The sequence below is a fragment of the Methanobrevibacter sp. genome, assembly GCF_045646205.1.
In the GTDB taxonomy this organism is placed as follows: Archaea; Methanobacteriota; Methanobacteria; order Methanobacteriales; family Methanobacteriaceae; genus Methanocatella.
In genome coordinates, this window is the sequence record NZ_JAZRKF010000044.1 from 1 (window position 1) to 25,588 (window position 25,588).

At 34.4% G+C, this 25,588-nt stretch carries 38 protein-coding genes; 28 read left to right on the plus strand and 10 right to left on the minus strand.

The window, feature by feature from the left end:
- Positions 1-21 precede the first annotated feature (21 nt).
- Genes ACKI44_RS08195 through argH form a run of 8 tightly spaced genes read left to right on the plus strand, consistent with a single transcriptional unit; the run spans position 22 to position 4,905 of the window.
- Positions 22-1,236 (plus strand): translation initiation factor IF-2 subunit gamma, encoded by a 1,215-nt coding sequence (locus tag ACKI44_RS08195; RefSeq protein ID WP_407423327.1) that lies wholly within the window; start codon positions 22-24, stop codon positions 1,234-1,236.
- A gap of 9 nt (positions 1,237-1,245) precedes the next feature.
- Entirely contained in the window at positions 1,246-1,638 is a 393-nt protein-coding gene (locus ACKI44_RS08200; protein WP_407423329.1) for a PIN domain-containing protein, read from the plus strand.
- A gap of 36 nt (positions 1,639-1,674) precedes the next feature.
- Entirely contained in the window at positions 1,675-2,253 is a 579-nt protein-coding gene (locus ACKI44_RS08205) for a DNA-directed RNA polymerase (RefSeq protein ID WP_407423332.1), read from the plus strand.
- A 2-nt stretch (positions 2,254-2,255) separates the two neighbouring features.
- A complete protein-coding gene (gene spt4, locus ACKI44_RS08210; RefSeq protein WP_407423334.1) occupies positions 2,256-2,432 on the plus strand; it encodes a transcription elongation factor subunit Spt4 in 177 nt (58 codons plus the stop codon).
- 9 nt (positions 2,433-2,441) lie between these two features.
- Positions 2,442-2,954: a GTP-dependent dephospho-CoA kinase family protein gene (locus ACKI44_RS08215; protein ID WP_407423336.1), complete on the plus strand. Its 513-nt coding sequence runs from the start codon at positions 2,442-2,444 to the stop codon at positions 2,952-2,954.
- A gap of 9 nt (positions 2,955-2,963) precedes the next feature.
- Positions 2,964-3,272 (plus strand): 30S ribosomal protein S24e, encoded by a 309-nt coding sequence (locus ACKI44_RS08220; RefSeq protein ID WP_407423338.1) that lies wholly within the window; start codon positions 2,964-2,966, stop codon positions 3,270-3,272.
- A gap of 9 nt (positions 3,273-3,281) precedes the next feature.
- Positions 3,282-3,434, plus strand: a complete 153-nt coding sequence (locus ACKI44_RS08225; RefSeq protein ID WP_149730994.1) for a 30S ribosomal protein S27ae — start codon at positions 3,282-3,284, stop codon at positions 3,432-3,434.
- A 49-nt stretch (positions 3,435-3,483) separates the two neighbouring features.
- Positions 3,484-4,905 carry an argininosuccinate lyase gene (gene argH, locus ACKI44_RS08230; protein ID WP_407423340.1) on the plus strand — a complete coding sequence of 474 codons (1,422 nt, stop codon included), beginning with the start codon at positions 3,484-3,486 and terminating at the stop codon, positions 4,903-4,905.
- Positions 4,906-5,135: 230 nt separating this feature from the next.
- On the opposite strand, the gene ACKI44_RS08235 is transcribed toward argH, so the two are convergent.
- Positions 5,136-6,155 carry an ATPase gene (locus ACKI44_RS08235; RefSeq protein ID WP_407423342.1) on the minus strand — a complete coding sequence of 340 codons (1,020 nt, stop codon included), beginning with the start codon at positions 6,153-6,155 and terminating at the stop codon, positions 5,136-5,138.
- A 419-nt stretch (positions 6,156-6,574) separates the two neighbouring features.
- On the opposite strand from ACKI44_RS08235, the gene ACKI44_RS08240 reads away from it, so the two are divergent.
- Complete coding sequence (locus tag ACKI44_RS08240; RefSeq protein WP_407423344.1) at positions 6,575-7,141, plus strand: phosphatase PAP2 family protein; 567 nt, start codon at positions 6,575-6,577, stop codon at positions 7,139-7,141.
- A 5-nt stretch (positions 7,142-7,146) separates the two neighbouring features.
- Here ACKI44_RS08240 and ACKI44_RS08245 read toward each other — a convergent pair whose 3' ends face one another.
- The gene (locus ACKI44_RS08245) at positions 7,147-7,437 is read right to left on the minus strand and encodes a hypothetical protein (protein WP_407423346.1); all 291 of its coding nucleotides are present in this window, start codon (positions 7,435-7,437) and stop codon (positions 7,147-7,149) included.
- A gap of 410 nt (positions 7,438-7,847) precedes the next feature.
- On the opposite strand from ACKI44_RS08245, the gene ACKI44_RS08250 reads away from it, so the two are divergent.
- The 4 genes from ACKI44_RS08250 (at position 7,848) to ACKI44_RS08265 (ending at position 8,990) form a co-directional block, all read left to right on the plus strand.
- On the plus strand, positions 7,848-8,438 hold the full coding sequence (locus ACKI44_RS08250) for an acyltransferase (RefSeq protein WP_407423391.1): 591 nt from the start codon (positions 7,848-7,850) through the stop codon (positions 8,436-8,438).
- A 52-nt stretch (positions 8,439-8,490) separates the two neighbouring features.
- Complete coding sequence (locus ACKI44_RS08255; protein WP_407423348.1) at positions 8,491-8,652, plus strand: rubredoxin; 162 nt, start codon at positions 8,491-8,493, stop codon at positions 8,650-8,652.
- A 77-nt stretch (positions 8,653-8,729) separates the two neighbouring features.
- Positions 8,730-8,867, plus strand: a complete 138-nt coding sequence (locus ACKI44_RS08260; RefSeq protein WP_303737223.1) for a rubredoxin — start codon at positions 8,730-8,732, stop codon at positions 8,865-8,867.
- 12 nt (positions 8,868-8,879) lie between these two features.
- On the plus strand, positions 8,880-8,990 hold the full coding sequence (locus ACKI44_RS08265; RefSeq protein ID WP_058738961.1) for a rubredoxin-like domain-containing protein: 111 nt from the start codon (positions 8,880-8,882) through the stop codon (positions 8,988-8,990).
- A 211-nt stretch (positions 8,991-9,201) separates the two neighbouring features.
- Here the strand turns inward: ACKI44_RS08265 and ACKI44_RS08270 are convergent, their stop codons facing one another.
- Positions 9,202-9,798 (minus strand): YigZ family protein, encoded by a 597-nt coding sequence (locus tag ACKI44_RS08270; RefSeq protein WP_407423351.1) that lies wholly within the window; start codon positions 9,796-9,798, stop codon positions 9,202-9,204.
- Between the two features lie 74 nt (positions 9,799-9,872).
- Here ACKI44_RS08270 and ACKI44_RS08275 point away from each other — a divergent pair, with 74 nt between their 5' ends.
- Positions 9,873-10,208 carry a hypothetical protein gene (locus ACKI44_RS08275; protein WP_407423353.1) on the plus strand — a complete coding sequence of 112 codons (336 nt, stop codon included), beginning with the start codon at positions 9,873-9,875 and terminating at the stop codon, positions 10,206-10,208.
- A gap of 4 nt (positions 10,209-10,212) precedes the next feature.
- On the opposite strand, the gene arfB is transcribed toward ACKI44_RS08275, so the two are convergent.
- Genes arfB through ACKI44_RS08290 form a run of 3 tightly spaced genes read right to left on the minus strand, consistent with a single transcriptional unit; the run spans position 10,213 to position 11,939 of the window.
- Positions 10,213-10,905 (minus strand): 2-amino-5-formylamino-6-ribosylaminopyrimidin-4(3H)-one 5'-monophosphate deformylase, encoded by a 693-nt coding sequence (gene arfB / locus ACKI44_RS08280; RefSeq protein ID WP_407423355.1) that lies wholly within the window; start codon positions 10,903-10,905, stop codon positions 10,213-10,215.
- A 9-nt stretch (positions 10,906-10,914) separates the two neighbouring features.
- Positions 10,915-11,397 (minus strand): RNA-binding protein, encoded by a 483-nt coding sequence (locus ACKI44_RS08285; protein WP_407423357.1) that lies wholly within the window; start codon positions 11,395-11,397, stop codon positions 10,915-10,917.
- A gap of 38 nt (positions 11,398-11,435) precedes the next feature.
- On the minus strand, positions 11,436-11,939 hold the full coding sequence (locus ACKI44_RS08290; RefSeq protein WP_407423359.1) for a type II toxin-antitoxin system antitoxin SocA domain-containing protein: 504 nt from the start codon (positions 11,937-11,939) through the stop codon (positions 11,436-11,438).
- Between the two features lie 250 nt (positions 11,940-12,189).
- On the opposite strand from ACKI44_RS08290, the gene ACKI44_RS08295 reads away from it, so the two are divergent.
- The 3 genes from ACKI44_RS08295 (at position 12,190) to ACKI44_RS08305 (ending at position 13,189) form a co-directional block, all read left to right on the plus strand.
- Positions 12,190-12,420, plus strand: coding sequence for an LSm family protein (locus tag ACKI44_RS08295; protein ID WP_058738966.1), 231 nt, complete (start codon positions 12,190-12,192; stop codon positions 12,418-12,420).
- Positions 12,421-12,485: 65 nt separating this feature from the next.
- Entirely contained in the window at positions 12,486-12,674 is a 189-nt protein-coding gene (locus ACKI44_RS08300) for a 50S ribosomal protein L37e (protein WP_303737229.1), read from the plus strand.
- Between the two features lie 104 nt (positions 12,675-12,778).
- Positions 12,779-13,189 (plus strand): hypothetical protein, encoded by a 411-nt coding sequence (locus ACKI44_RS08305; protein ID WP_407423362.1) that lies wholly within the window; start codon positions 12,779-12,781, stop codon positions 13,187-13,189.
- A gap of 23 nt (positions 13,190-13,212) precedes the next feature.
- Here ACKI44_RS08305 and ACKI44_RS08310 read toward each other — a convergent pair whose 3' ends face one another.
- Complete coding sequence (locus tag ACKI44_RS08310) at positions 13,213-13,548, minus strand: hypothetical protein (protein ID WP_407423364.1); 336 nt, start codon at positions 13,546-13,548, stop codon at positions 13,213-13,215.
- Between the two features lie 156 nt (positions 13,549-13,704).
- Between ACKI44_RS08310 and rnc the strand changes: the two genes are divergently transcribed.
- The 6 genes from rnc to ACKI44_RS08340 all read left to right on the plus strand — a co-directional run bounded on the left by rnc (position 13,705) and on the right by ACKI44_RS08340 (position 19,218).
- Complete coding sequence (rnc, locus tag ACKI44_RS08315) at positions 13,705-14,373, plus strand: ribonuclease III (RefSeq protein WP_407423366.1); 669 nt, start codon at positions 13,705-13,707, stop codon at positions 14,371-14,373.
- A 5-nt stretch (positions 14,374-14,378) separates the two neighbouring features.
- Positions 14,379-15,845 carry a homoserine O-acetyltransferase gene (locus ACKI44_RS08320; protein WP_407423368.1) on the plus strand — a complete coding sequence of 489 codons (1,467 nt, stop codon included), beginning with the start codon at positions 14,379-14,381 and terminating at the stop codon, positions 15,843-15,845.
- Between the two features lie 75 nt (positions 15,846-15,920).
- Positions 15,921-16,562: an AzlC family ABC transporter permease gene (locus ACKI44_RS08325; protein ID WP_407423370.1), complete on the plus strand. Its 642-nt coding sequence runs from the start codon at positions 15,921-15,923 to the stop codon at positions 16,560-16,562.
- Positions 16,555-16,869, plus strand: a complete 315-nt coding sequence (locus ACKI44_RS08330) for an AzlD domain-containing protein (protein WP_303737236.1) — start codon at positions 16,555-16,557, stop codon at positions 16,867-16,869. Before ACKI44_RS08325 ends, ACKI44_RS08330 begins: the two co-directional genes overlap by 8 nt.
- A 648-nt stretch (positions 16,870-17,517) precedes the next feature.
- Entirely contained in the window at positions 17,518-18,330 is an 813-nt protein-coding gene (locus tag ACKI44_RS08335) for a nicotianamine synthase family protein (RefSeq protein WP_407423373.1), read from the plus strand.
- A 147-nt stretch (positions 18,331-18,477) separates the two neighbouring features.
- The gene (locus tag ACKI44_RS08340) at positions 18,478-19,218 is read left to right on the plus strand and encodes a 3-oxoacyl-ACP reductase family protein (protein ID WP_407423375.1); all 741 of its coding nucleotides are present in this window, start codon (positions 18,478-18,480) and stop codon (positions 19,216-19,218) included.
- Between the two features lie 105 nt (positions 19,219-19,323).
- On the opposite strand, the gene ACKI44_RS08345 is transcribed toward ACKI44_RS08340, so the two are convergent.
- Genes ACKI44_RS08345 through ACKI44_RS08355 form a run of 3 tightly spaced genes read right to left on the minus strand, consistent with a single transcriptional unit; the run spans position 19,324 to position 23,499 of the window.
- Positions 19,324-19,908: a MarR family winged helix-turn-helix transcriptional regulator gene (locus ACKI44_RS08345; protein ID WP_407423377.1), complete on the minus strand. Its 585-nt coding sequence runs from the start codon at positions 19,906-19,908 to the stop codon at positions 19,324-19,326.
- Positions 19,905-21,692: an ABC transporter ATP-binding protein gene (locus ACKI44_RS08350; RefSeq protein WP_407423379.1), complete on the minus strand. Its 1,788-nt coding sequence runs from the start codon at positions 21,690-21,692 to the stop codon at positions 19,905-19,907. Before ACKI44_RS08350 ends, ACKI44_RS08345 begins: the two co-directional genes overlap by 4 nt.
- 1 nt (position 21,693) lies before the next feature.
- Positions 21,694-23,499, minus strand: coding sequence for an ABC transporter ATP-binding protein (locus ACKI44_RS08355; RefSeq protein ID WP_407423381.1), 1,806 nt, complete (start codon positions 23,497-23,499; stop codon positions 21,694-21,696).
- Between the two features lie 262 nt (positions 23,500-23,761).
- On the opposite strand from ACKI44_RS08355, the gene ACKI44_RS08360 reads away from it, so the two are divergent.
- The 5 genes from ACKI44_RS08360 to ACKI44_RS08380 all read left to right on the plus strand — a co-directional run.
- Positions 23,762-24,253 carry a type II toxin-antitoxin system antitoxin SocA domain-containing protein gene (locus ACKI44_RS08360; protein WP_407423383.1) on the plus strand — a complete coding sequence of 164 codons (492 nt, stop codon included), beginning with the start codon at positions 23,762-23,764 and terminating at the stop codon, positions 24,251-24,253.
- Between the two features lie 106 nt (positions 24,254-24,359).
- Positions 24,360-24,494 carry a hypothetical protein gene (locus ACKI44_RS08365; RefSeq protein WP_407423385.1) on the plus strand — a complete coding sequence of 45 codons (135 nt, stop codon included), beginning with the start codon at positions 24,360-24,362 and terminating at the stop codon, positions 24,492-24,494.
- 25 nt (positions 24,495-24,519) lie between these two features.
- Complete coding sequence (locus tag ACKI44_RS08370; RefSeq protein WP_407423387.1) at positions 24,520-24,657, plus strand: hypothetical protein; 138 nt, start codon at positions 24,520-24,522, stop codon at positions 24,655-24,657.
- A gap of 228 nt (positions 24,658-24,885) precedes the next feature.
- Positions 24,886-25,341, plus strand: a complete 456-nt coding sequence (locus ACKI44_RS08375) for a DUF1890 domain-containing protein (protein WP_407423389.1) — start codon at positions 24,886-24,888, stop codon at positions 25,339-25,341.
- A 76-nt stretch (positions 25,342-25,417) separates the two neighbouring features.
- The coding region (locus tag ACKI44_RS08380) for a DUF1894 domain-containing protein (protein WP_407423393.1) at positions 25,418-25,588 on the plus strand (171 nt) is incomplete at its 3' end.

Consider the following 25,588-nt stretch of genomic DNA (forward strand, 5'->3'; position numbering starts at 1 on the left):
TAATAAAAAAGGTGGTTATCTGTGAACGTACAGTCAGATGTTAACATAGGTTTGGTTGGTCACGTAGACCATGGTAAGACTACTCTTACTAAGGCATTATCAGGTGTATGGACTGATACTCACAGTGAAGAAACAAAAAGAGGTATTTCAATTCGTTTGGGTTACGCAGACATTGAATTTAGAAAATGTCCTGAATGCGGAGAACCTGAATGCTACACTACTTCTGATGTATGTGAAATCTGTGGGAGTGAAACCGAATTAATAAGAAAAGTATCATTTGTTGATGCTCCAGGTCACGAAACTCTTATGGCAACTATGTTATCTGGTGCTGCAATTATGGATGGTGCAGTGTTAGTAATTGCTGCAAATGAGTCTTGTCCACAACCACAAACCAAAGAACATCTTATGGCACTTGATGTAATTGGTGTTAAGGATGTTATAGTAGTTCAAAACAAAATTGATATTGTTTCAAAAGAAAGAGCTATTGAAAGTTATAATGAAATAAAGGAATTTGTTAAAGGTACTTGTGCTGAAGACGCTTTAATAATACCAGTATCCGCTCAACAAGGCGCTAACATGGATATATTGATTGAAGCAATGCTCAAGCAGATTCAACCTCCTGAAAGGAATGTTGATGATACCGCTTTAATGCATGTTGCAAGATCATTCGATATCAATAAACCTGGTTCCGGCGCTGATAAAATCAAGGGTGGAGTTATCGGTGGAACATTAGTCCAGGGTACCTTCAAGCTTGGCGATACCATTGAAATCAGACCTGGCCCTACCAACAACGGTAAAAGGGTTGTCTTAAAATCAGAGATTATCGGTCTTGAAGCAAACGGTAAGCAAGTTGAAGAAATCGGTCCCGGCGGACTTGTTGGTATTGCAACCAAATTGGATCCATCTTTAACCAAATCAGATTCATTATCCGGAACTGTCGCCGGTGAAGAAGGTACTTTGCCTGAAGTATTGGACGGTTTTACAATGGAAGCTAATTTACTTGACCGTGTTGTAGGAACTAAAGAGGAACGTGAAGTTGCTCCAATCAAAATCAAAGAACCATTAATGATTAATTGTGGTACTACAACTACTATTGGTGTTGTTACTTCCGCTAAGAAAAATGATGTCGAGGTTACTCTTAAATTGCCGGTTTGTGCAAGCCCTGGCGATAGAGTCGCTTTAAGTCGTAGAGTCGGTGCTCGTTGGAGATTAATTGGTTACGGTATTATACAGTAGAGGTAAATGATGAACTCTAAAGAAGTTGTGATTGATACCAATTTTTTTATGGTTCCTTTTCAGTTCAATGTGGATATAATCACTGAACTTGAAAATAAATTACCTTCTTATAAATTAATTACTCCAAACTTTGTTATCAATGAATTGAAGGGTTTAAAAAGAAATAATAAAGGAAAAGTAAGGTTGAATGCAAATTTGGCCTTAAAACTGGCTAATTCTTCAAAAGTTGAAATAAAGGATATTTCATTACTTGAAAACGAAACTGTGGATGATGCGTTACTTAGAGTTTCAGAAGTTTTAGCTACAAATGATATTGAATTAAAAAATCGAGCAAAAGACAAGGGAATAACCGTTGTGTATTTAAGACAAAAAAAATATATTGCTGTTGAAGGTAAAATATAATATTAATTAAACTTATTAAAAAAATGAGGGATTATTTTGTATTATAAAACAAAAATTGAGGATACTGTAAGAATACCACCTTACAGATTTGAAAATCCTCTCGAAGAGGTTGCTATTCAGACCTTAAACGAAACCTATGAAGGTCGTTTAGACAAAAAACTTGGTTTACTTATTTGTGTCAATGCAATAGATGAAATTAGTGAAGGAAGACTCATTATGGGTGACGGAGCTTCATATCATAATGTTGTATTCGAGGCAATTTTCTTTAAACCAGAACAACATGAAATCTTTGATGGTGAAGTAATTGATATTGTTGATTACGGTGCTTTTGTAAGAATTGGGCCTATGGACGGTTTGATTCACGTATCTCAAGTTACTGATGACTATATTAATTATGATGCTAAAAGAGGTGCATTAATAGCAAAAGAATCTAACAAAACTTTGGATGAAGGAGATCTTGTTAGAGCTCGTGCTGTCAGTGTTTCCATTAAGGATGAATCTACCAATAATATCGACAATAACAGGAATTCCAAAATTCCTCTTACTATGAGACAAAATAATTTAGGTAGATTTGAATGGATTGAAGAAGCAAAACAAAATAGTAAGAAGGCTTAATTATGAAAGCGTGTACAGTTTGTAAAATGATTTCAAGCAAAGACCACTGTCCAAGTTGCGGAAACCCGACTTCAGACAATTGGAGCGGTCTTTTAATTATAACTGATCCCGAAGATTCAAGAATCGCCAAGGAATTGAATATTGAAATTCCAGGCGAATACTGTTTAAGAGTAAGATAGGTGTTAAGTGTGTTACAGTTGGATGCAGAAAATAAGGATTTAATTGCCGAGCTTAAAAAACCTTTAGGCAAGTTATATCCTGACTTTGAAGATGCAATTGATGAAATCAAGTCTTCCGAGTTTTTAATTTCTGTCGGTGATGCAACTTTTGCAAATCTTACCAAATACAAATTATATCCGCATATCGGTATAATTGACAATCTAATTCAAAGAAAAAATCATACTCATGAAATTATACGTGCAAACCATATTTTAAAGGTGGACAATCCCGCTGGAACCATTACGGATGATCTATGGGAAACCATAGGCCAAGCTCTTGAATTATCTAACAGTGGCGAATGTTATGTAATTGAAGTAGCAGGGGAAGAAGATCTTGCAGTTCTTCCTTGCATCTTGATGGCAAAACCAGAAACTACCATATTGTATGGTCAGCCCAATGAAGGGTTGGTGCTTTTAAAATCTGGTGATTTAATAAATAAGGCTCAAAAGCTTATTGACGGATTTATTGAAATAAACGAATGAGGTTTTATTATGGAAATCGATTTTATTGAAGAAAAAGAAAATAAATTGTTTAACAGAAAAGAAATTAAATTTTATGTTGATTACGATGGGGAAGCAACTCCTAAAGTTTTAGACATCAAATCTAAATTGGTTGCTTTATTAAATACCAAAAAGGAATTAATCGTTGTTGACAATGTACAGCCACACTACGGCGAACCTAAAGCATTAGGTTATGCTAAAGTTTACGATACTGTAGAAGATTTAGAATACATTGAAACTAAACATGTAATTGCTAAAAACACTGAAGCTGCTGAACCAGCTGAAGATGAAGAAGAATAGGTGATTTTAATGGTAAGAAAATCAGATCTTTACAAAGTAGATGGCGACAAAATTGAAAGAAAAAACCAAATTTGTCCTCGTTGTGGTGAAGGTGTATTCATGGCAGACCATGGTGACAGAGTAGCTTGTGGTAAATGCGGATACACTGAAATGAAAAAATAAGATTTTTAATTAAATCTTTTTCTTTTTTTTAATTTTTAAGGTGATTCTTGTGGATAATATAAGAAATGGTAGATTTAAAACAGGAATGACTGATGAAGCAGCCGAATATACTTCTTCTTTAGAGGCTGACAAAGTAATTTTTGAAGCAGACATTAAAACTAATTTTGCACATACTTCCATGTTAAAGCATGAGGGTATCATTGACGCTGAAATTGCAGATAACATTTTATGCGCTTTGGATGAACTTAAAGAGGAAGGCTATGGTGCATTGGTTTTCGATCCTTCAGTTGAAGATGTTCACATGGCTATTGAAAACTATGTAACCTCCAAAATCGGACCTCAGGCAGGTTATATGCATACTGCAAAATCACGTAACGATCAGGTTGCAACCGATGTCCGTCTGGTTTTAAGGGAAAGAATCATCGGCATTCAGATTGGCATTTTGGAGTTCATTGAAGGCATTGTTGAAATGGCCGGAGAGCACCTTGATGATGTTTTCATAGGTTTTACTCATTTGCAGCATGCTCAGCCTATTACCATTGCCCATCATTTGATGGCTCATGCGCAGGCATTGAAAAGAGATTATGAACGTTTGGAAGATACATATAAACGTGTTAACTTAAATCCTTTGGGCTGTGCAGCTATGGCAACCACCAGTTTTCCTATTAACCGTGAACTGACTACCAAATTATTGGGCTTTGATGCTTATCTGGAAAACTCAATGGATGGAGTTTCTGCAAGGGATTTCATTGCCGAGACAGTTTTTGACTTGACCAGTTTATGTACTACATTATCTAAAATCTGTGAAGAGCTAATCTTATGGAGCACTTATGAGTTCGGCGTTATAGAAATGGCTGATGAATACTCATCAACGTCATCTATCATGCCTCAAAAGAAAAATCCGGACGTTGCTGAGTTGGCTCGTGGAAAATCAACCATTGTCAATGGTGAACTTGTTACAATCTTAACTATTCTAAAAGCTATTCCATACACTTACAACCGTGACTTGCAGGAAATCACTCCTCATTTATGGAATGCGCTTAAGGTAACTGAAGATACTTTGTCAATCGTTACCCGTATGCTGCTTTCAGTTGAATTCAACATTGAAAGATGCGCTGAACTTGCAGGCCGTAACTTTGCAACCGCAACTGATTTGGCAGACATTATGGTTCGTGAAAAACAGATTCCATTCAGAACTGCTCATAAAATTGTTGGCCGTATTGTAAACGAAGCCACTGCAAATAATATGGCTGAAGAAGACATTACTTCTGCTTTCATTGATGATATTGCAGTCGATTTGGGCTTTGACAAGTTATCTTTGGATGATGAGTTAATTCAAAACGCTTTAAATCCTAGAGAAAACGTTAAAATCAGACGTGTTGTTGGTGGACCTGCTCCTGAAATGGTTGAAATGGCACGTGATAATATCAAAGTATTTTTAAATGAAGAATTTGAGAAAAAAGGAATTTAATTTCCTTTAACTTATTTTTTTAGGTATTCCTAAATTTTATATATTCCTTTTTATAAATATAATAATTGCATTATTAATGCTATGGTTAGTTAGCAAATATTTGGTTTTTAATGGAATACATGTATTCATGTAGGCTCAGCTTCTGTTAATTACTGAGTATTTCTAATTAATCTGTTTCTTATTTTTATCCGTCTTTTCCCGATAAAATCAATATTAGAAATTAATTTTTTCTATTTTGTTTTGTAGAAACTCCAAATCAGGTCCAGAGCCTCACCGGGTTCCAATGCCTGTGAACGGGTTTCTCTTAATATTCTTTGTATTGAATATTTTTTCAGGTGAGGATACTTTTTGTGAACCTCATACAGAAGAGGACATCCGAATCCCTTAAACTCTCTTAAATTGTATTTTCTGATTAAGGATTTTATCTCTTGCTTGCCTGTTGATAAACTTGCCGGAAGGTTCAGTCGATATAGTGAATCGTCCTGTTTATTTATGCATTGTGTACCTGTTGCAAGCATATCACCAAAGATGATTATTGGGATTTCGTTATCTTTCGCATATTGTTTTGCAATCTCGCCTGTGTTTTTGGAGCATCTTCCGCAGGGGTGAAGTTTTCCGCTCAATGATTCCTTTATTACTTCACCGTAATCTGAAGTTAAATATTCATGATGAACATTAAGTGATTCCGTCAGGTGTTTGATGTTGAGTTTATACTGGTTCGGAAGGATTATCGTTCCTGGATCAACTGTAACGGCTACAGGGTTGAAACCTAATCTTTTTGCTAAAATCAGTGAAAAGCTGCTGTCAACACCGCCTGAAAGGGCTACAACCGCTTCTGTTTTTTCACTTTCTTCAAATTCATGTGAATTCAAATAGTTTTCATAGTTAAAGCTATAAATGTTATCCAGTTTATCGTCAATTACCTTCCGGAGATTGTCAAGACCTGTCAAATCAAGGTCAAGATTTTCCACAGTTCTTTTGGATAGCTTCAGTTTATATTCCTTGTTTAAAAAGTCACCATAGCTTTCAACATGAATACTTTCCAGACCAAGCGTTTCTTTCAGTTTTCCAACAACCCATCCGCCTTTTCCGATAATTGCTGATTTATCCGGTCTGTCTTCCGTTATAATCCATAATTCATCTGTCTCTTCATTGAAATATATTTCTTCAATATAGATGTTTACTTCATCATGTCCTATTTCATCACGGATTTTATTGACCTCATCCAATATGAATTTCTCATCGTACAATTTCTCACCAGATTCACATTTGTTATAATTAATTTTTTAACACTCATCACTAATATTTTTTCTATTGGATATGCAGATTAAAATTTTTAAAATCAATTCCAATTTCATGACTGTAATCTAATTTTACATCTTTCATTTTCAAATGAATTGTGTGGACTCATTTCATATAATTCATGTGATTTTTTTCATCTTTCGACAATGAAAATTTTACAATAGATATATATTGTATCATGAACATAATTTAGTATTAATATATTATTAAAATTACTTTTTTAGTTTTAGTAGAATATTTTCACTTATATTAAAAGTTTTAAGTTATTTTTTTGAACAGCAATTTTTCTATTTGACACTGAAATTTCATATTTTTTACATTAGAATTTAAATATTATTAAAATCAAGATATTATATGGGGGTTTATTTTGATTAATATTGACTTGTTTTATTTTATAAATCATGGTTTACAGAATCCGCTTTTCGATGCTATAATGCCTTTTGTAACGGAATTGGGAAGTTTTGTTGCAATGCTGGCGGTTTGTCTTATTGTAATAATATTCTCAATAATATTTAAAAAACCGTTCATTAAAAGAATAGCACTATTGTGTCTCTTTTCACTTTTGCTGGCTGATGGAATCGCATTAGTTTTAAAAAGCATTATTCTCGAGCCAAGACCATTTGTTTATTTGGACAATGTTCATTTGCTGGTTGTGGAAAATGATCCGTCTGCCTTTCCTTCAGGACACACAACTTCAACCTTTGCCGTCTTAAGCGTTCTGGTCTTTAAGTTCAGGCACAGGTTCTGGAGTGTTGTTTTGATATTATTTGGTGTTGTAATCGGATTTTCAAGGATATATGTTGGAGTTCACTATCCTCTGGACGTTCTGGCAGGTTTTATCATTGGAGTTTTATCAGCATATTTCACATACAGATATGAGGATAAAATACGCAGTTTTTTCAATGGTGCGGTTGGGGTATTTAAAAGAAGTTGAAAAAATTAGTCTTTCAAATCGCTAATTTTTCCAATGTATTCAAAGTCATCTTTGTTGTCAAGGTATTTCACGCCAATCTCCTTTCCGTTTGGATGGATTGTAACGATTGACATTCCGTCATTGATGTCTATTGTTATTTTTTTAGGTTTTTCTCCACTTTCAGTTTTAATCACTACAACATCGCCGTTTTCAATAAGTTCTCCTTCTTCAAAGTTGTCGCTGATGTCGGTTGAATACCAGTGTTGCGGCAAGTCTAATCTTAAATCTAAACTATCAAGTAAATCTTTCAAATGCATAATTAACACCTTCGTTATTATTAATTTTAATTGAAGATTATATAAAGATTTTGTAACTTTGTAAGGGTTATTTGGGTGAAAGCATTTCATGATTCGATTGAAAGTTGGGAAAATGAACCAGTTAATATATATACTAATTAACTACAAAAATTAATTTACTAACAAAGTATTTCAAAAGGTTTGATATTATGGTAAGATTTTCATCATCACTTGAAGATAAACAAAACGAAAGGAGAACAAGAGAAATGCCACAGGACTTTGAATTTGAATATTCAAGGTTAACTGAAAAACAGGCTCCTGCAGATAACAGACCGGTTTATCAAAAAGAAGCTTTCCTTTATGAAGAAAGACCTCAAGTGATACAGCAACCTCAAATCGTTGAAAGACGTGATGATTATGATACTTTAATCATGGATGAAAGGCCACAAATACAGAAACCTCTTGAATTCAATCCAAAAGACAATATCCAGTTCGGTGTTGAATACTCACCAAGTTCAAAACCTCCGGTGATTGGAAACAATTACACAATAAGATCAAACTCAATTATCTATAATGATGTGGTCATCGGCGATAATTTCAGAACCGGCCACAATGTGGTCATCAGGGAAAATACCAACATTGGAGACGATGTATTGATTGGAACAAACACCGTAATTGAAGGTGATGTAATAATTGGAAATGATGTAAGTATCCAGTCCAACGTTTACATCCCGACTAATTCTGTAATTGAAGATAACGTATTTATAGGTCCTTGCGCTTGTTTTACAAATGACAAATATCCTGTCAGAATTAACTATGAACTCCAAGGTCCACGTATAAGAAGAGGAGCTTCAATCGGAGGAAATACTACATTTTTATCAAACGTTGAAATTGGAGAAGGATCCATTGTAGCTGCCGGAGCTATTGTAATTCACAGTGTACCGCCATTTTATTTGGCTATCGGAACTCCTGCAAGAATCAAACCGCTTCCGGACCATTTGAAAGTTCCTAATAAACTGTAAATAATTATTCATGTTCATTAAATTATAACAAATACAAAGGAGATTATTTTTTATGGCTAAATGGAAATGTAAACTTTGTGGATTTATCTATGATGAGGACGGAGGTTTACCTGATCGTGGAATTGAACCAGGAACACCATTTTCAGAACTTTCTGATGCATTTAAATGCCCAAAATGTGGTGTCAGTAAAAAAATGTTTAAAGAAGTAGAATAATTTATATATTACAATCTACTAAAATTAAATTATTGAAAAACTATTTTAGTTAAATATATACAAAGGAGATAAATATTATGGCTAAATGGAAATGTAATATGTGTGGATACGTATATGACGACGATGCAGAAGGAACAGCTTTTGAAGACCTTCCGGATGACTACAAATGTCCAATGTGCGGTGCTGCAAAAGATATGTTTAGTAAAGTAGAATAAGGAGGAAGTAATATGGCATTTGTATGTAAAGTATGTGGATATGTTCATGAAGCTGATGAATTACCAGATGACTTCACCTGCCCAATGTGCGGTGTAGATGCAAGTAACTTCGAAGAACAATAACTTTTGTTCTTTAACTTTTCTTTTTTTAGTTTGATTTAACCATTATAATTATTTAATTTTCGTATAATAATTTTTATATTTTTAATTAAATTTTCTTTTTAATTGGTGTTTACTTTAATATTCTTGGTTTTGATTGTGATAAGTATATTTTATATTGATGAGATGTAGATGTCTCGGCTAAAAAATCATGGTTTCTATTAAAATTAGTAAGTTATTTTACCAAGACTTCCTTGTCTTTAAACTTAACGGTGATTTTACCAGCATATTTCTCAAATATCTGTTCAATATCCCTAAAGTCTTTTGAAACAACATCATATGATACTTTATCTGAATAGTCCTTATTGATGACTTCAAGATTGTTGTTTCTCACTTCACCGTCAACCAATTTGATTTCTGAGTATTCAAAAGCAATAGTATAAACATCATAGAGTTCAACTTCTAATATTTCGGCTTCGTTAATGGCTTCTAAAACGGATTTGGAATAAGCTCTGACAAGCCCTCCGGCACCAAGCTTAATCCCGCCGAAATAACGGGTAACGACAGCAGTAACATTATGCAGATCATTTTTTCTCAGTACATTAATCATTGGTTTACCTGCAGTTCCTCCAGGTTCACCGTCATCATCAAATCCTTCACCGTCAGAGACAATATATGCCGTACAGTTGTGAGTGGCATCGCTATATTGCTCATTGACTTTCAATATGATTTCTTTACTTTCCTTTTTGGTTTTAGTTGGAAATAAACGGCATATGAACTGTGACTTTTTGACATTTATTTCACTTTCAACTGCTTTTGCTATCGTTTTCATAATAAATTCCTATACCTTTATATAATTAATTATACAAATTATTGTTAATAATTTTTTCATAAAAGGTGTTTAATATGGCAAGTCGTTCTGCAATAGTATTGGTGATTTTGTTGGTTTCTGTTATAGCTTTTTGTTTTGCAGGAGCTTTTGCAGCTATGACAGGCACATATCATTTGAATTTTAATTTTGGAAATCATACTAATGATACTGGATTTTTTGGAAACTTAACTGATTTTAATTCCGATCATTCATCCAGTTCCCAGGGTTCTGTTCAGACTTATAGTGACAGTGGCAGTTCCAGTTCTAATGTAGAGACAAAAGAGGATACTACTCCTACTCCAGATCCTAGTCCTAGTCCTACTCCTGATCCTAGTCCTACTCCAACCAACAGGACTGCAAAAGGAGTTTAAATATTTAAAAATCAAGTAATTTTTCAATATCGAAGAGTACTGTATCAATAGCTAGATTAAAGAGTTGATGACCGTATTCTTCATCAACATATACTCCATTTTCTTCCACGTCCAGCGCTCCTTCTTCAATATTCGGATCGTTTTTACGTGCTTCTTTAAATCCGTGAAGGCCAACTTCAATGTATTTATTCACATTAGCCTGATTTTTTACTTCTTCTTCGTTTATTATGCCCAGAACTTTTGCCATTGAGAGTTCTCCGCTTCCGGCATGTGGGCCTTCTGTTGTGATTATCTTGTTGTTCATAACTATTATCAAATCAGTCTTATCTTCAATGTCCCAGATTTCAGCCATTAACGGCAGATTTCCACCATGGGCATTTACTATAACGACTTTTTCAACATCAAGGAATTTTTTAGCTGAATTCAATGTTTCTATAACATTTTCTTTCAATACATCGAGGGAAACGTGTATGCCATGGTCTATTTCATCCAGTTCGTATGCTGGAAAGATTATTCCTAAAAATTTAGCTCCTGATTTTAGGGATGATTGAAATGCGATGTGTGCAGCTATCTTTGCATCGGTATCTATCGGCAGTGCAGGACCATGGTTTTCCAGATGGGATCCAAGTGCGATTATTCCTACCTTGTGGACTCCAGGGTCACGAATTTTTCCTGCTCTGTATCGTAATTCAGCCATTAATATCACCTACAGTTCAAAGTTCCAGATTTCATCGCCAACAAAATGTTTTGTTTCGATTGCTTTTCCGGAGTCGTTTTCAACCATTTCCTCTCCGGTTATTAAACTGACTCCAATGGCCAGAGGCTTGTTGTGTGTTTCATCCACAATCAGGACAATGTCTCCAGGTGTGATATCATCATCTGCAGCCACAATTCCCGGACTCATTATGTCTGCTCCGTTTGTTACAAAGCGTACTGCTCCCATATCCACTGTAACTGTTTTTCCATCAATTTCATTGGCAAGTGCAGCTTTCAATGTTGGAAATGCCTTGTCATCTATTATTATGATGTAAGGTTCGCCGTCTACAAGGATAAATGAATTCGGTTCGGCTTCAAGGATTTCAACATTCTTTTTGTTTTCAAGCAATCCTCCGTATTCGCCTAAATCATTTTTTATTTGCTTTATTTTTTTCTTTTTTAAGAAATTTCTTTTTTTAACTTTTATTGCCATGGTTTTTCCCTTTTTATTTAATATGATATTTTTTGATTTTATAAATTTATAAATTTTTTTCTAACTGAATATCTCGAATCCCTAAAGTATACATTATTGTAATCAATCTCCTGGTTATAGTCTGTATTTTTAAAGGGAGGGTCTTTGCTTAGGTATTTCAGAAGGCTTGTCGCATTTCTGGTAATGAGATAGCGGATGCTTGTGTTTATGATGTTTCTTTTCTTTTCGGGGTATTTGATGTTGGGTATTTCCTTTAGATAATATTTGTGAAGTGTTGTGTGATAATAGGGCTCCTTTCTGAAGTATATTTTCTTTCTTTCGATTAGCTCTTCGGTTACCTTGTTGAAATGCTTTGGATATATTCCCTTTTTGGATTTAAGGTATCTTTCTTTGGTCAGTGATTTTCCGTAGAGTTCATAGTAGTTAAAATCGGTAAAGTAGAGTGCTGTGGTTATAACTGTCTTTCCGACATGCGGTTTGTCGTAGCAGTTTGAGAGTATGTATGAGAGTAATTTGGTGTATTCCTTCTTATTGAATGCCATAGTATTTAATTGTTTAATGCTATATATTATAAAAGAAAAGTGCGAGAGAGCAATTGATGAGTATTATTTAGCTTAAAAATACTAACCTTTATATATTAGGAAGATTATATAATTTATTATTAGTTTTAATTAGGTTTTGTCTTATCTAAACTTGATTATATTATTTCTAATACAAGTAATTGTTTTAAGACTTATTACTTTTCTAAAAAACTATAAAAAAATACAATTAATGGTAATATAAGGTGATATAATGAGCGGACAAAATGTTCAAAGACCACTTGATGCGTTAGGAAAATCTATCGATGCTCCAGTTTTAATCAAACTCAAAGGAGACCGTGAATTCAGAGGTATACTCAAAAGCTTCGACTTACACATGAACTTAGTTCTCAACGACGCTGAAGAGTTACAGGATGGAGAAGTTACTAGAAGATTAGGTGTTGTCCTCATTAGAGGAGACAATATTGTTTATATTTCACCATAAATATTATTCAATAATTGTTTTAAGCTAACTAAAAATAATTTAATATAATAGGAGGAGGTGTATCAATGGCAAAGGGAACTCCATCAATGGGTAAAAAGAATAAAAAGACCCATATCAGATGCAGAAGATGTGGTAGAAACACTTACCACGTACGTAAAAAAGTCTGTGCTTCTTGTGGATTCGGTAGATCCAGTAAATTAAGAAGATACAGCTGGCAAAATAAAAAACCAACTACTAGACAAAGATTAGTTTAAGTTGGTATAAAATTATTGGAGATTATTAATTTAATCTTCATTCAAAACACTTTTTTTATCATAATTTAATTCAAATATTTCAATGCTCTTTTTAAGGTGATTTAATGTCTCAGTTAAACGATTTGGCCCAAAAGGAAAACATTAATCTGGATGAATGCATTGTTTTTACAAGGGATAACGGTGACAGTTTAGCGGTTAATACTCGATATGTCGGAATCAAGCAAAGACAGGACAAGTTAATGAGCGTTAACTTTTCAATGTCTCCAAGACAGGTAAAGCAGCTTGATGAATTTTTCTCTGATTTCAATTCAGGAGAACTTTTCTATTATGACATCTCACAGACAGGAGCGATTCCCGTAAGCTACAGGGGCTTGTCCAATGTGGTTAAAAAAGCCAGTATGGATTCTGATTCTGTTTTTGAAGTATCACTTATTATGCAGCCTGCCCAAAGCATGCCGAAGGACAATTACTTTGATCCTACCTGCGCTTGCTGTACACTTCATCATATCTTATAAAAAAGAGTTTTTATTAACTCTTTTTAGAGTTCTTCTTCCACAGCATCCCAAAATTCCTGTGCCCAGCTTCTTGGAGCATCAATGACCAGGTCCAGCAGTCTTACTTTACCGTCCCTGAATCTGAATAGTCTGTAGTCTGTCTGTGGTTTTTTGGCGGTTCCTTCCTTGTTGCAGTCAAGATAGAGGCCTTCTGAATATTCTTCTTCAAAGTCTCCTGCCTTTACGAAATCTCCTACAAGTGAGTATCCGTTCGTTACACTTTTGTCAAGCTCTTCTACTGTTTTTAACCAGCCGCCCTGTGCTCTGAATTTTATGTCAGGGTCGATTTTTGTCATTTCTTCTTTCCAGTTTACAATCATATTACCAAATCCTGATTCTAATTTAAACTTTATTCATATATAAGCAAAGAGCGAGAGCGTTTGAAGAGTATTATATCACAATTGTTATATATGATGAAGTTTATATAAATTAAAAATTATAGTTATATCCATATAATATTAATTATGGGCTTTAACATGAATTTATTTGAAAAGTTTGATATTGAACCGAATAATGAGGATTATTACAAAATGGCTTTCATGCACGGTTCCTATGCGACAGTGCACGGAATTAAGTATGACTATGAACGTTTGGAATTCTTGGGTGATTCCATATTGAATATGCTGGTTTCGGAGTATCTTTATAAGAAATATCCTAAATATGGGGAAGGTAAATTAACGAAACTCAGAGCAAACTTCGTATGTCAGGCAGCATTAATTCATTATTCACATGAACTTGGTCTGAAAGAATATCTGAAAGTGTCTGTCGATGAAATGAATCTGACCGATAATGAGGTATTGTCAATCACTTCAGACATATTCGAATCCTTTTTGGGTGCGCTGTTCCTGGATCAGGGTCTGGCATTTACAAAAAGATTCATTGCAAAAATCATTTTCAGATATATTGATGATGAAAAGGTATTTTTCAATGACTACAAGTCAAAAATAAAGGAATACTGCGATTCCAGGGAAATTAATATAAAATACGTGCTTCTTGAAGAGCATGGAGTTCCCCATGATAAAACATTTATCATGGCGATTTATCTTGATGATGAAAAAATGGGAATCGGAAAAGGAAAAAATAAAAAAGAATCAGAACAGGCTGCTGCAAGGGAAGCTATGAGAAATTTGAATTTAATTAGGTGATTTTAATGGATAAGGATTCAGTTGGTATTGTTGAGACAAAATTTTTTAATATTGACGAACCTTTTATATTGGAAAGCGGCAAATCATTAGAAAAGATTACTGTGGCTTATGAAACTTATGGTGAATTGAATAATGAAAAAAACAATGCCATATTGGTTTGTCATGCATTGACCGGGGATGCTCATGCTGCCGGCTGGCATGTTGGGGACAAAAAACCCGGCTGGTGGGAAATCGTTATCGGACCCGGAAAAGTATTGGATACCGAAAAATACTTTATCATCTGTTCCAATGTCCTGGGGGGATGTAAGGGAACGACAGGTCCAAGTTCAATAAATCCTTTAACTGGTGAGGAATACGGGCTTGATTTTCCGGTAATCACCATTAAGGATATGGTTGATGTTCAAAAGGTACTGGTTGATTCTTTCGGCATTAATCAATTATATGCAGTTGTTGGAGGCTCAATGGGGGGAATGCAGGTTCTTCAATGGGCTGTCAGCTATCCTGAAATGATGAAAAAAGCTATTCCAATTGCTACAACCGCAAGGTCCTCTCCTCAGCAGATTGCATTCAATGAGGTTGGCCGTCAATCAATATTTTCAGATCCTAACTGGAATAAGGGTAATTATTACGGTACAGGCAAGATTCCTAAAAATGGGCTGTCTGTAGCTCGTATGATTGCGCATATTACCTATTTAAGCGATGAATCAATGTATATCAAATTCGGACGTGACCTGCAGGATAAGGATGAAATCAGCTATGATTTTTCATTGGATTTCCAGGTTGAAAGTTATCTACACCATCAGGGTGAATCTTTTGTAAAACGTTTTGACGCTAACAGTTATTTATATATCACAAAAGCAGTTGATCTGTTTGATTTGGCAATTGACAATTCAGTAATTGAAGGATTTAGGGATGTGCAATGTAAACTTGAAGTCATATCTGTTGATTCAGATTGGCTATATCCTACAGAGCAAAGTACTGAAATTGTGGCTGCACTCAATGCAAATGACGTTGAGGTTTCATTTTCAGAAATCAAATCAAATTTCGGTCATGATGCATTTCTGCTTGAAAAGGGACAGCTCAATTATCTCTTGTCAAAATTCCTGTCAGATAATGTTGTTGCAGATTTAATGACCACTGAGGTTACAACCATCAGGGAAGAGGACAGCGTTAAAAAAGCGGCTACATTAATGCTTGAAAAGAATGTCACGCACCTTCCTGTTGTTACGGATGACAATAAGCTGATTGGTATTCTTACCAGTTGGGACTTGTCAAAGTCAATTGCAACCAACAGCGATAATCTGATTGATATAATGACGACAACCGTTAAATTCTGTCATTCAACAGATTCAATTGAGAACATTTCAAAAATGATGCGCAAATATGACATTTCATGTTTGCCTGTTGTTGATGAGAATTTTGTTGTTGAAGGATTGATAACAACCGATCAAATCAGTAACAGATTATCATAATTCTTTTTTTGGGTGTTTTTTATTAAATCTAGAACGGATAAGTTTTTATTTGGATTTAGGAGTGCCGTTCCCGTAATGCTGGGTTATATTCCTATGGGTATAGGTTATGCTGCACTTGCCTTAAAAGCAGGCTTCAATCCGTTCCAGACAGTTTCATTTTCCGTTCTGGTATATGCCGGAGCAGGTGAAATAATAGGTGCAACCATGGTTGCAAACGGTGCTACCGCAATAGCAATCATACTGACTAATTTTGTTGTAAATTTAAGGTATATGGTAATGAATACTGCAGTTTATAATAAAATGGAGGAAAATTCACTTTTAGGAAATATACTGACCGCCCATATCGTTACTGATGAGACCTTTGCACTTTTTTCCTTTGAAAAGGAATCATCAATGTGGTTTTATGCGGGATTGGCTTTATCATCCTGGCTTTCATGGATTTTAGGTGCAGTAATCGGTGTATTTGTCCTTGATTTTCTGCCGGTAATCGTTACCAACAGTTTCAACATATCATTATATGCACTCTTTATAGCTATTCTTGTTCCTGCAGTTAAAAACAATAAACGTCTGGGATTGCTTGTAGTGTTAACTGCAGTATTAAACGTTATTCTCCAGTTTGTTGTCGGCAACTGGTCGCTGATTTTATCCACGCTCATAGGGGCATTGATTGGAATGTATATTGTGGATGATTCATTCATGGAGGCTTCAAATGATTAACATTAATCTGGTTATTTTAGGCTGCGCTCTTGTAACGTTCATACCTCGTCTGATTCCGGCAATATTTGTTGATAGGTTGAATTTCGGCCCGAAAGTGGAAAAGTTCCTGAATTTGATTCCTTACACTGCTTTGGCAGCATTAATATGTCCCGGCGTATTGACGGTTGACAGTCAGTTGTGGTATATCGGTTTGATTGGAGCTGTTGTTGCAGCAGGCCTTTCCTGGAAAAAAGTTCCTTTGGGAGCTATTGTCATATTGACTGTGGTGATTTTAGTAACGGTTTATTCTTTAATTCCAATGTTTTAAAATGAGAAAAAAACTTGGGTAAAATTAAAAATTCAGACCTTTCTACCCAAGAGGAAATATCAAAAGTGTCATGATATTCGTTTAATTAATTATTATTTTTTATAGTATCTAAATTATTCTGTTTCTATAATTTATTCAGTAAATTAAATTAATATTACTTTCGTTTTGATTTTTACTTGTTAAAAGCAATATTGCTTTTTAAAATGAGTTATTTTTAAATATAATTTGATATAAATAATTTTTTACTGGGCATTGAAAAACTTCAAAAAAGTTAGGAGATTTTTAAAGGTGTTATTTTTTTCGTTTTCGAATCTCCTTTGGGAAGAAGATGACATTGGTGATGATGGATGCTGTAGTTTTCATAGCTAATAGTTATTTAGCTCACTTTGTATCTCTGCTTTAGGTGGAGAAAAGATGGGGTCAGGGATAATGATTGAAAGGCATATATTGAGTTTTTTAAAAAATGTGATATTCAGACCATCATGTTTGGAAGTTTCTTTTTCTCTTTGACCATACTGGATTGACTTTGAAATTTGACTCATGGGAAGAGCATTTGCTTCCGGTCATTTTTAATAAATTTATAAATTTTCATTAAAAAATATTAAAGTTTATTTACTTATATTAATAAATAATTTAACAGGTGATTTAATGAGTTGCTGGAAATATTGGCCAAAAATAGAAGAAATTGCTAATAAGCTGGAAAATTATGGTATTGATGAAATCGATGATTTGGACGTTGTTGATTTGGATGAGATAACTTCTTTACTTGATGAAATAGAAGTTATAGCACATGATGATACTATAGACTTTGACTCAGCAAAGCATATATTAGATGATGAAAAGATGAATGAGGCATTAAAGCTAATCAGAAAATTCTATTTATACATCGGTGCCAGACTGGAAACAGCAAATGCAAGAGAAATCATCGAGTCAGAGGATCCTAAGGCAACTTTAGACACTTTTCATTTTTATGAAAGATATCAGGGACTTCTTACAAACGAATCCAAATTGGCACATTGGCATGAGGATAAGACTTTCGTTTTTGTAGGAAGCGGACCCTTGCCGTTAACATTGATTTTATTTAGAGAGAAATTCGGATGTAAGTGTATCGGTATTGAAATCCAGGAAGAAGTGGCTGAATTATCCAGGGAAGTCATTAAAAAGTTAGGTCTTGACGATGGAATAGAGATAATTGTCGGTGATGAAACTTCACTCAAAGACATTGATTTTGATATATTGATGGTAGCTGCATTTGCTGAGCCTAAAGATAGGGTATTTTCCAATGTTTGGGAAATTGTCGATGAAAAGACACCTGTGCTTGTCAGAACATACAGCGGTATGAGGGCAATTCTTTATGCACCGTTAACTGATACCATTCTTAGAGGATTCCACAAGGAAGTCATGCTGCTTCCTATAGGAAATTCAAACAATACCAGTGTTTTACTGAGAAAAGTTATCTAATTCTAAAGCATATGAATAATAGTATACTTGAATACTATTTTTCACCATATTTTTTTAACGTTTTTCTATTTTTTCTTAATTATTTTCAAAAAGTTTAAGTATTCCTAAAAAACTATTTAATATTACAAAATAATTTAGGTGAAAAATATGGCAAAAAATGCAATTATTACTGGTGGATCCAGAGGAATCGGTAAAGCTATGGCTTTAAAGTTAGGTGAACTTGGATATAATGTAGCTATCAACTACAGAAGCGACTCTTCAAAACAGTTAACCGAAGATTTAATCGAAGAAATCAAATCAGAATATGGTGTGGAAGCCATTGCTGTTCAGGCTGATGTAAGTGTATTTGAAGACTGTAAAAAATTAGTCGAAGCAACCGTTGAAGCATTCGGTGAGGAAATTGATGCTTTGGTAAACAATGCAGGTATCACAAACAACTCCAACTTCATTGACTTGCAGCCTGAAGACTATGAAAGAGTAATTAATACAAATCTTGTAAGTATGATGCACATGTGCCACTTATGTCTGCCATATATGGTAGACCGTGAAACTGCTATCGTATGTACTGCTTCTGTCGGCGGATTAACTGGTGTAATTAACCAGGCTGATTACTGTGCCGCTAAAACAGGTGTAATCGGATTATGCCGTGCATTAGCTTTGGAATTTGCTCCTAGAAAAGTACGTGTAAATGCAATCGCTCCGGGTATGATCATGACAGACATGTTACGTGGAGTAAACCAAGATGAATTAAACGCTCTTGCAGCAACCATCCCACTCGGCCACATTGGTGAAGTGGAAGAAATCGCAGGTGCACTTGAATACATCTTGACTGCTGGCTACTTAACTGGACAAGTTATTTCACCTAACGGTGGATTTGTACTCCAATAGGTTAAAAAGAGTTATAATTAAGAGTTTTCACTCTTAATTATTTTTTTAATATTCTATTTTTTTCTTTTCTTATTATGGTTATTTGATTTTTTCAGTATTCTATTTTTATCGTTTTTTATCGAATTTCATCATTTTCAACCATTCTCCATTCGGATCATCTTCCTTAAAGTATTTCTCAAAGATTTCCTTTCTGTTTTTAATTATCTTTTCATATCTTTCAGGGTTTTCTTCCTCGAATTTCTTATGCAGAGCTAAGGTTAAGCGATTCAAATATTCATTCAGATTTTCCTTTTCCTCTTCACTTAAAGTGTCAAAGATATCAGTATCCTCATGATTCTTAAATTCTAAGGCTTTTCCCTCTTCTGTCAATTCGACAAGAAGAACCCTTTTGTCTTTAGGAGATGGAACTTTTCTGATGAGGTTTTGCTGTTCAAGCTTATTCAATGTTTCATTAAGGGAAGTGACACTGATATTCAATATTTCAGATAGTTCCTTAGTAGAGAACCCATCTTTTCTTTTTAAAAGAAGAATCAATCTGCCTTGTCCCTTTGTAATGCTTTTCATTTCTGGATTTTGCTTTTTTATCCTTCTATCCAGAATCTCATTTACCATAATGAATTTATGGAACAATAATTCATTATTTACCTCATCAAAATCAAAATGATGGTTTGAATTATTTTCCTTATTCATATGATACTCTCCTTATTTTGTGTATTAAGGGTATTGTAGTAATATCCTTTTTGCTCCAATAGCTCTTCATGGCTTCCTTGCTCTATGATGTGTCCGTCTTCAATTACAATTATCTTATCTGCATTTCTGACAGTTGACAATCTGTGAGCAATGATGAAGCTTGTTCTATCCTTCATCAACTTATCCATAGCCTCTTGGATGATTTTTTCAGTTCTTGTATCAACTGAAGATGTTGCTTCATCCAAAATCAATATCTGCTTGTTTGAAAGGATTGTTCTTGCAATTGTTAGGAGCTGCTTTTGACCATGTGAGATATTGTCTGCATCTTCGTTAAGTTCGCTTTCGTATCCTTCAGGGATTTGCCTGATGAAATGGTCTGCATGAGCCTCTATTGAAGCGTTTATGACTTCCTCTTCAGTGGCATCCAACTTACCATAGCGAATGTTGTTATATATGGTGTCATTGAATAGCCAAGTGTCTTGAAGCACCATTCCTACAAGGGATCTTACGCTATGCTTGTCGTAATTGTTGATGTTGACTCCATCAATCTTTATCTCACCGCTATTCAGGTCATAGAATCTCATAAGCAGTTTAACTATTGTTGTTTTTCCTGCTCCGGTTTCACCTACAATAGCTATTTTCTCTCCCTTCTTGACTTTAAATGAAAGGTCTTTGAGTACCAGTTCATCTTCGCTGTAACCGAAGTTGACATTTTCAAAGCTGATTTCATCATTGATTGCATTGATTTGCTCTTGTGAAGGGTTTTCTTCAACCTTTATTTCAAGGAATTCGAATATTCTTTCACTTGCAGCCATTGCAGTCTGTATCATATTCATAATTCTTGTTATCTGTTCAATAGGGGTTGTGAAGTTTTTGGAGTATTGGATAAATGCCAAAATGTCTCCAACACTTATTGCCCTTTGAAGTACGAGAACTGCTCCAAGAACAGATATGATAACATATTGGAGATTGGAAATGAAATGTACAAAAGGACCTGATAGGCTTGAGAAGAACTTGGATTTCCATTCCTGTTCATACCATTTTTCATTTTCCACTTCAAAGATTCTCATGGATTCCTCTTCCTGATTGAATGCTCTAATGATTTCATGGCCTGTAAAGGATTCCTCAATTTGACCATTCAGGTTACCTCTGTATCTTAGCTGCTTTAGATAGTAATCCTGTGAGTATTTGGTTATGTATGTTATAATCACTAAAGCGATTGGAACCAATACTATTGTGGTAAGGGTTAGCCATAGGTTAATGGAGAGCATCATCACTGTAACACCGATTATAGTGATTACCCCAGTCAATAATTGGTTGAATGTTTGGACAATTCCTGATTGGAGGGAGTCTACATCGTTTGTGATTCTTGATAATATGTCTCCTCTGGTGTTTATGTCCAAATCACCCATTGACAAGTGAGTTACCTTTTCAACAAGATCCTTTCTTAGATTATAGCTTATGTCAGTTGTAATATCAAGCAGGAAATAACTTTGAAGATATGAGAAGGCTGCACTTATGAAGTATAGAACCACGATTGCAATGAGCAGATTGATGATATGCTCTATGTTCATGTTTCCAGAGTTTATCCCATCAAATATTGCAGTTGTGGCAAATCCGATTAAAAGAGGGCTTATGACTGAAAATACTGTTGATATGATTCCGCAGATAACTGTCAAGCTTAGCTTCAATTTATATCCTGTCAAGAGAGAGAATATGTTCTTTATTGATTGCTTGGCGTTTGCCGGTTTTTCAGGAGGCAGTCTTCTTGGTTTTCTTGCCATATCATTTACCTCCTGCAGATTTCTTAATGTAGCTTGTATCAAGGATATAATTGGAGGATTCCTCATCCTCATACAAGAAGTCTTTGGAACGGTCTATCTGTGAAGATACGATTTCTCTGTAAATGGTACAGTTTTCATTCAGATAGTCATGAGTGCCCTTGTCGATTATCTCACCTTCATCAAGTACGATTATCTCATCAGCATCCATGATTGTTGAAATTCTCTGTGAAACAATAAGCATTGAGGAATTTTCCTTTAGGCTTTTTAGGTTTTCCTTCACCTTTGCCTCTGTATTCATGTCAAGTGCAGAGAAGCAGTCGTCAAATAGGTAGAAGTCACGTTCAGCCAATATGGATCTTGCAAGCTGTAGACGTTGCTTTTGCCCTCCGGAATAATTGGAAGCTCCTTGTGAAACTCCATCCTCTAAGCTTTCTATAAAGTCCACCTCTGCCATATCCAATGCTTTTCTAATCTCATCATCACTTGCATCCTCTTTACCTATCAGCATATTTGACCTTATTGTTCCTTCAAAAAGAATGGCCTTTTGAGGAGCATAGGAGATTCTTTCTCTCAAGGTGGTTAATTTGTAATCTTTGATATTATTGCCGTTGACCAATATTTCGCCGCCGGTTACATCCTGAAGGCGAGGTATGAGATTCAGGATTGTAGACTTTCCACTTCCTGTTCCTCCGATTATGGCAGTGGTTTTTCCCTTTTCCAATTTGAAGTTGATGTCTTTCAATGTTTCATTCTCACTTCCAGGATAAGTGTAGACAACATCCTTGAATTCAATTGTAGGGTTATCCTCTATTTTATCGATCGGGCCATCGCTGATTGTTATTTCAGTATTTATCACTTCAGCAACACGTCTTCCAGATACCAAAATCCTTGGAATCATGACAAGGAATCCACCCATCATTAAAAATGCCATTACGATTTGTGTAGCGTATTGGATGAATGCTATGATTGTTCCAGTTAATATCTTGCCTTGGATTGCATCATATGCTCCAAAGTATAGGATGAGAACTATCATTAGGTTTAGAAGCAATGTCATTGCAGGCAGTAAGACCAAAAGGATTCTGAAGACCTTTAAGTTAACTGATCTGAAGTCTTCATTGGTTTCTCCAAATCTTTCCTCTTCGTATTCCTGTCTTACGAATGCCTTGATTACAGGAATTCCCAACAATATTTCCCTTGATATCTGGTTGATCTTATCGGTAAGTTCCTGCATTACCTTGAAGTAAGGAACAGTTCTGATGAATATTATGATGAATGGTATGATTGCAGCGGCAAATGTCACTCCAATAATCCATAAAAGGTTTGTTCCAAGCTCCATTGCCTTGAGTATGCTTCCTATACCTAATATAGGTGAAAAGAGTATTGTAGTAAAGAACAGGCCTAAAAAGATTTGTATTTGATATACATCGTTTGTATTACGTGTAATGAGTGATGCTCTTGATATCTTGTTCAATTCAAAGTTTGAAAACTTCAAAATCTTATCATAGCTTATTTTTCTTAAATCTCTTCCATAAGCTGCTGAGACTTTACTTGAAAAGTATGAGAGCCCTATTGTAGCCAACACTCCTATTAAAACCATTGCCATCATCATGGTTCCTACACTTATTATGTAGTTGAAATCTGTGTTCTGTATCCCAATGTCTACAATGTCTGCAGTGTATTTAGGCAGAGTCAGGTTACAGTAAACATCAATGATCAGGAATGCAGCAATAAGAAAAAGAGGAATTATGCTCTTTTTTAATGGGCTAAGAAGTTTTCCTATAGTTTTCAATGTTTTAGTAAAATTCATGATTTTATTCTCTTAAGTTTTTTTTAAAGGTACCTTTAAATAATTTTTCTATAGGTACCTTTTAATTTTATTATATATAAATATTTTTATTATTTTTTCATTATTTTTTCATTAATTTTCATATGCTCTTTCTTTCCTTTTAATAGCAAGTTGAAACTAATATTTTAGTGTTCATATGGTTACTCTTTTTTAATTTACAATATTAAATTTGAATCATTAGATTTGGTTTATTTGATTATTGAATTGATGATTGGTGTTTAATATGGATTTTAAAAAAGAAACGTACATCAAAGTTATACTATACATTATATCACGTTGCACACATAAGGAGAATCTTGGAAAAACCGTAATTTCGGTTTTGCTCTATTTTATTGACTTCAATTATTATGAATTGTATGGAGAATCGTTAACCAATGAGATCTATTCAAAGTCAAGAATTGGAATAGTTCCCAAGCATTTCAATGAGGTCATGAACCATTTGATAAGGTCTCATAATCTGTATTACAGGCAGGAAGTCTACTACTATTATTTAATCAAAAGATATTACATCAGACAGATTCCCTTGTTTAACTTCAGCAAGGAGGAACAGGATATCATTGATTATGTCATTTATGAATTGAGTGATTTCAGCGCTACGGATCTATTGATTTATCAGAGAGGAGACATGCCCTATAAGTTGGTGAATTTAGATGAGGAATTGGATTACAATCATGTATTCTATAGGGATGAGCTTTATTCTGTACGCAAGTATTGATTAGTTGCTATTGATTATCGATTCTTAACAATATAGAAAACTTTAAATGTAACTATAATCATTATAATTATTAAATAAAATATTCAAATTCAATAGGGGGAATTTTATGTATGGTTTATGTCCTGCTTGTGGAAGTGAATTAGACGACGAAGGAAACTGTTGGGTATGTGGATATATGGCTCATTTCGGCAGTCCTGATGATTATGACTATGATGATTATAATGATGAATACTTGCCTTGAGGAGCTAATTTATTAGGTGATTATTATGCTTATTTGTCCTATTTGCGGTTATCCATTGGATAGTAGTGGTCGTTGCTGGAACTGTGGATATTGGATGGAGACTCATCCATTGGATCCATTCACACCAGGTTCCGTCTATAATGGTGGAGATGGTGAAGAATAACTCAAACTTTTAAAAAAGTTTGATCAAAATCTTTTCTTTTCTTATTTTTTAATTATTGCTTTTCTATTTTTCACTTTTTTCATTTTTTTCACTTTATTTTTCAATCTATTTTATCAATCTATTTTTCTATCCTATTAATTAATTTTATTTATAATAATTAACATAAATATGAAGTGATAGTTATTATAATAAAAAATAATTTTATTTAAAAATTACAGATGTGATAAAATGAAAGCATTAGTTTTACTTGGATGTCCTGAAGCTCCTTCACAAACTCCTATTGGATTGTATGCTTCATATAAGTTAGGCCAAATGGGCTATGATGTTACTGTATCAAGCAATCCTGCAGCTGGAAAGATATTGGATATTTCAGATCCTGAAGGAGTTTATGTTAAAAAGAGAGTAGACATTGAAAAATGTTTGGATGAGATTGAGGAAGGAGATTATGATTTATTGGTAGGCTGTGTTCACAAGGATGCTGCAGCAACTTTCTTTATAACCTATTATCATGTCTTAAAATGCAAGGCTCTTGCTATTGTATTCTCAAGAGATGGTGATGAGGTTGCAGAATTTGTAGACATGGTAGAATCCTCTACCGATGCAGATATCATTGCTGTAAGAGCATTCCATAATCCAAATCCAATTAAAGTAAGGTTTGACCAATACTTGAAAACTTTAGAATAAAATAAAAAAATATTTAAATTTGAGATTGAATTTATATTTATCTAACTTATTAAATAAGAAAATGATGGTGATTTAGATGTCTTTCTGTTTAGAAACATATTTGCAACAAAATGATGATTATGAAATACTTGTACAACGTTCAGGAGTAAAGCAATGCTATAAGCTTATTGAAGAGAACTCAAAAGAGATTATTCATGTAAACCCTGGAGATAAGGTATTAGGTGCAAGATTGATTGGACTTCCACCT

Coding starts and splice junctions, on each gene's coding strand:
- ACKI44_RS08305 (WP_407423362.1), top strand. CDS start 12,779: ATGTCTCAGTTAAACGATTTGGCCCAAAAGGAAAACATTAATCTGGAT.
- spt4 (WP_407423334.1), top strand. CDS start 2,256: ATGAAAGCGTGTACAGTTTGTAAAATGATTTCAAGCAAAGACCACTGT.
- ACKI44_RS08310 (WP_407423364.1), bottom strand. CDS start 13,548: ATGATTGTAAACTGGAAAGAAGAAATGACAAAAATCGACCCTGACATA.
- ACKI44_RS08340 (WP_407423375.1), top strand. CDS start 18,478: ATGGCAAAAAATGCAATTATTACTGGTGGATCCAGAGGAATCGGTAAA.
- ACKI44_RS08345 (WP_407423377.1), bottom strand. CDS start 19,908: ATGAATAAGGAAAATAATTCAAACCATCATTTTGATTTTGATGAGGTA.
- ACKI44_RS08220 (WP_407423338.1), top strand. CDS start 2,964: ATGGAAATCGATTTTATTGAAGAAAAAGAAAATAAATTGTTTAACAGA.
- ACKI44_RS08300 (WP_303737229.1), top strand. CDS start 12,486: ATGGCAAAGGGAACTCCATCAATGGGTAAAAAGAATAAAAAGACCCAT.
- ACKI44_RS08375 (WP_407423389.1), top strand. CDS start 24,886: ATGAAAGCATTAGTTTTACTTGGATGTCCTGAAGCTCCTTCACAAACT.
- arfB (WP_407423355.1), bottom strand. CDS start 10,905: ATGGCTGAATTACGATACAGAGCAGGAAAAATTCGTGACCCTGGAGTC.
- ACKI44_RS08325 (WP_407423370.1), top strand. CDS start 15,921: ATGCTGGGTTATATTCCTATGGGTATAGGTTATGCTGCACTTGCCTTA.
- ACKI44_RS08290 (WP_407423359.1), bottom strand. CDS start 11,939: ATGGCATTCAATAAGAAGGAATACACCAAATTACTCTCATACATACTC.
- rnc (WP_407423366.1), top strand. CDS start 13,705: ATGAATTTATTTGAAAAGTTTGATATTGAACCGAATAATGAGGATTAT.
- ACKI44_RS08255 (WP_407423348.1), top strand. CDS start 8,491: ATGGCTAAATGGAAATGTAAACTTTGTGGATTTATCTATGATGAGGAC.
- ACKI44_RS08365 (WP_407423385.1), top strand. CDS start 24,360: ATGTATGGTTTATGTCCTGCTTGTGGAAGTGAATTAGACGACGAAGGA.
- ACKI44_RS08320 (WP_407423368.1), top strand. CDS start 14,379: ATGGATAAGGATTCAGTTGGTATTGTTGAGACAAAATTTTTTAATATT.
- ACKI44_RS08295 (WP_058738966.1), top strand. CDS start 12,190: ATGAGCGGACAAAATGTTCAAAGACCACTTGATGCGTTAGGAAAATCT.
- ACKI44_RS08335 (WP_407423373.1), top strand. CDS start 17,518: ATGAGTTGCTGGAAATATTGGCCAAAAATAGAAGAAATTGCTAATAAG.
- ACKI44_RS08360 (WP_407423383.1), top strand. CDS start 23,762: ATGGATTTTAAAAAAGAAACGTACATCAAAGTTATACTATACATTATA.
- ACKI44_RS08260 (WP_303737223.1), top strand. CDS start 8,730: ATGGCTAAATGGAAATGTAATATGTGTGGATACGTATATGACGACGAT.
- ACKI44_RS08330 (WP_303737236.1), top strand. CDS start 16,555: ATGATTAACATTAATCTGGTTATTTTAGGCTGCGCTCTTGTAACGTTC.
- ACKI44_RS08275 (WP_407423353.1), top strand. CDS start 9,873: ATGGCAAGTCGTTCTGCAATAGTATTGGTGATTTTGTTGGTTTCTGTT.
- ACKI44_RS08355 (WP_407423381.1), bottom strand. CDS start 23,499: ATGAATTTTACTAAAACATTGAAAACTATAGGAAAACTTCTTAGCCCA.
- ACKI44_RS08225 (WP_149730994.1), top strand. CDS start 3,282: ATGGTAAGAAAATCAGATCTTTACAAAGTAGATGGCGACAAAATTGAA.
- ACKI44_RS08250 (WP_407423391.1), top strand. CDS start 7,848: ATGGATGAAAGGCCACAAATACAGAAACCTCTTGAATTCAATCCAAAA.
- ACKI44_RS08265 (WP_058738961.1), top strand. CDS start 8,880: ATGGCATTTGTATGTAAAGTATGTGGATATGTTCATGAAGCTGATGAA.
- ACKI44_RS08270 (WP_407423351.1), bottom strand. CDS start 9,798: ATGAAAACGATAGCAAAAGCAGTTGAAAGTGAAATAAATGTCAAAAAG.
- ACKI44_RS08285 (WP_407423357.1), bottom strand. CDS start 11,397: ATGGCAATAAAAGTTAAAAAAAGAAATTTCTTAAAAAAGAAAAAAATA.
- ACKI44_RS08350 (WP_407423379.1), bottom strand. CDS start 21,692: ATGGCAAGAAAACCAAGAAGACTGCCTCCTGAAAAACCGGCAAACGCC.
- ACKI44_RS08200 (WP_407423329.1), top strand. CDS start 1,246: ATGAACTCTAAAGAAGTTGTGATTGATACCAATTTTTTTATGGTTCCT.
- ACKI44_RS08370 (WP_407423387.1), top strand. CDS start 24,520: ATGCTTATTTGTCCTATTTGCGGTTATCCATTGGATAGTAGTGGTCGT.
- ACKI44_RS08245 (WP_407423346.1), bottom strand. CDS start 7,437: ATGCATTTGAAAGATTTACTTGATAGTTTAGATTTAAGATTAGACTTG.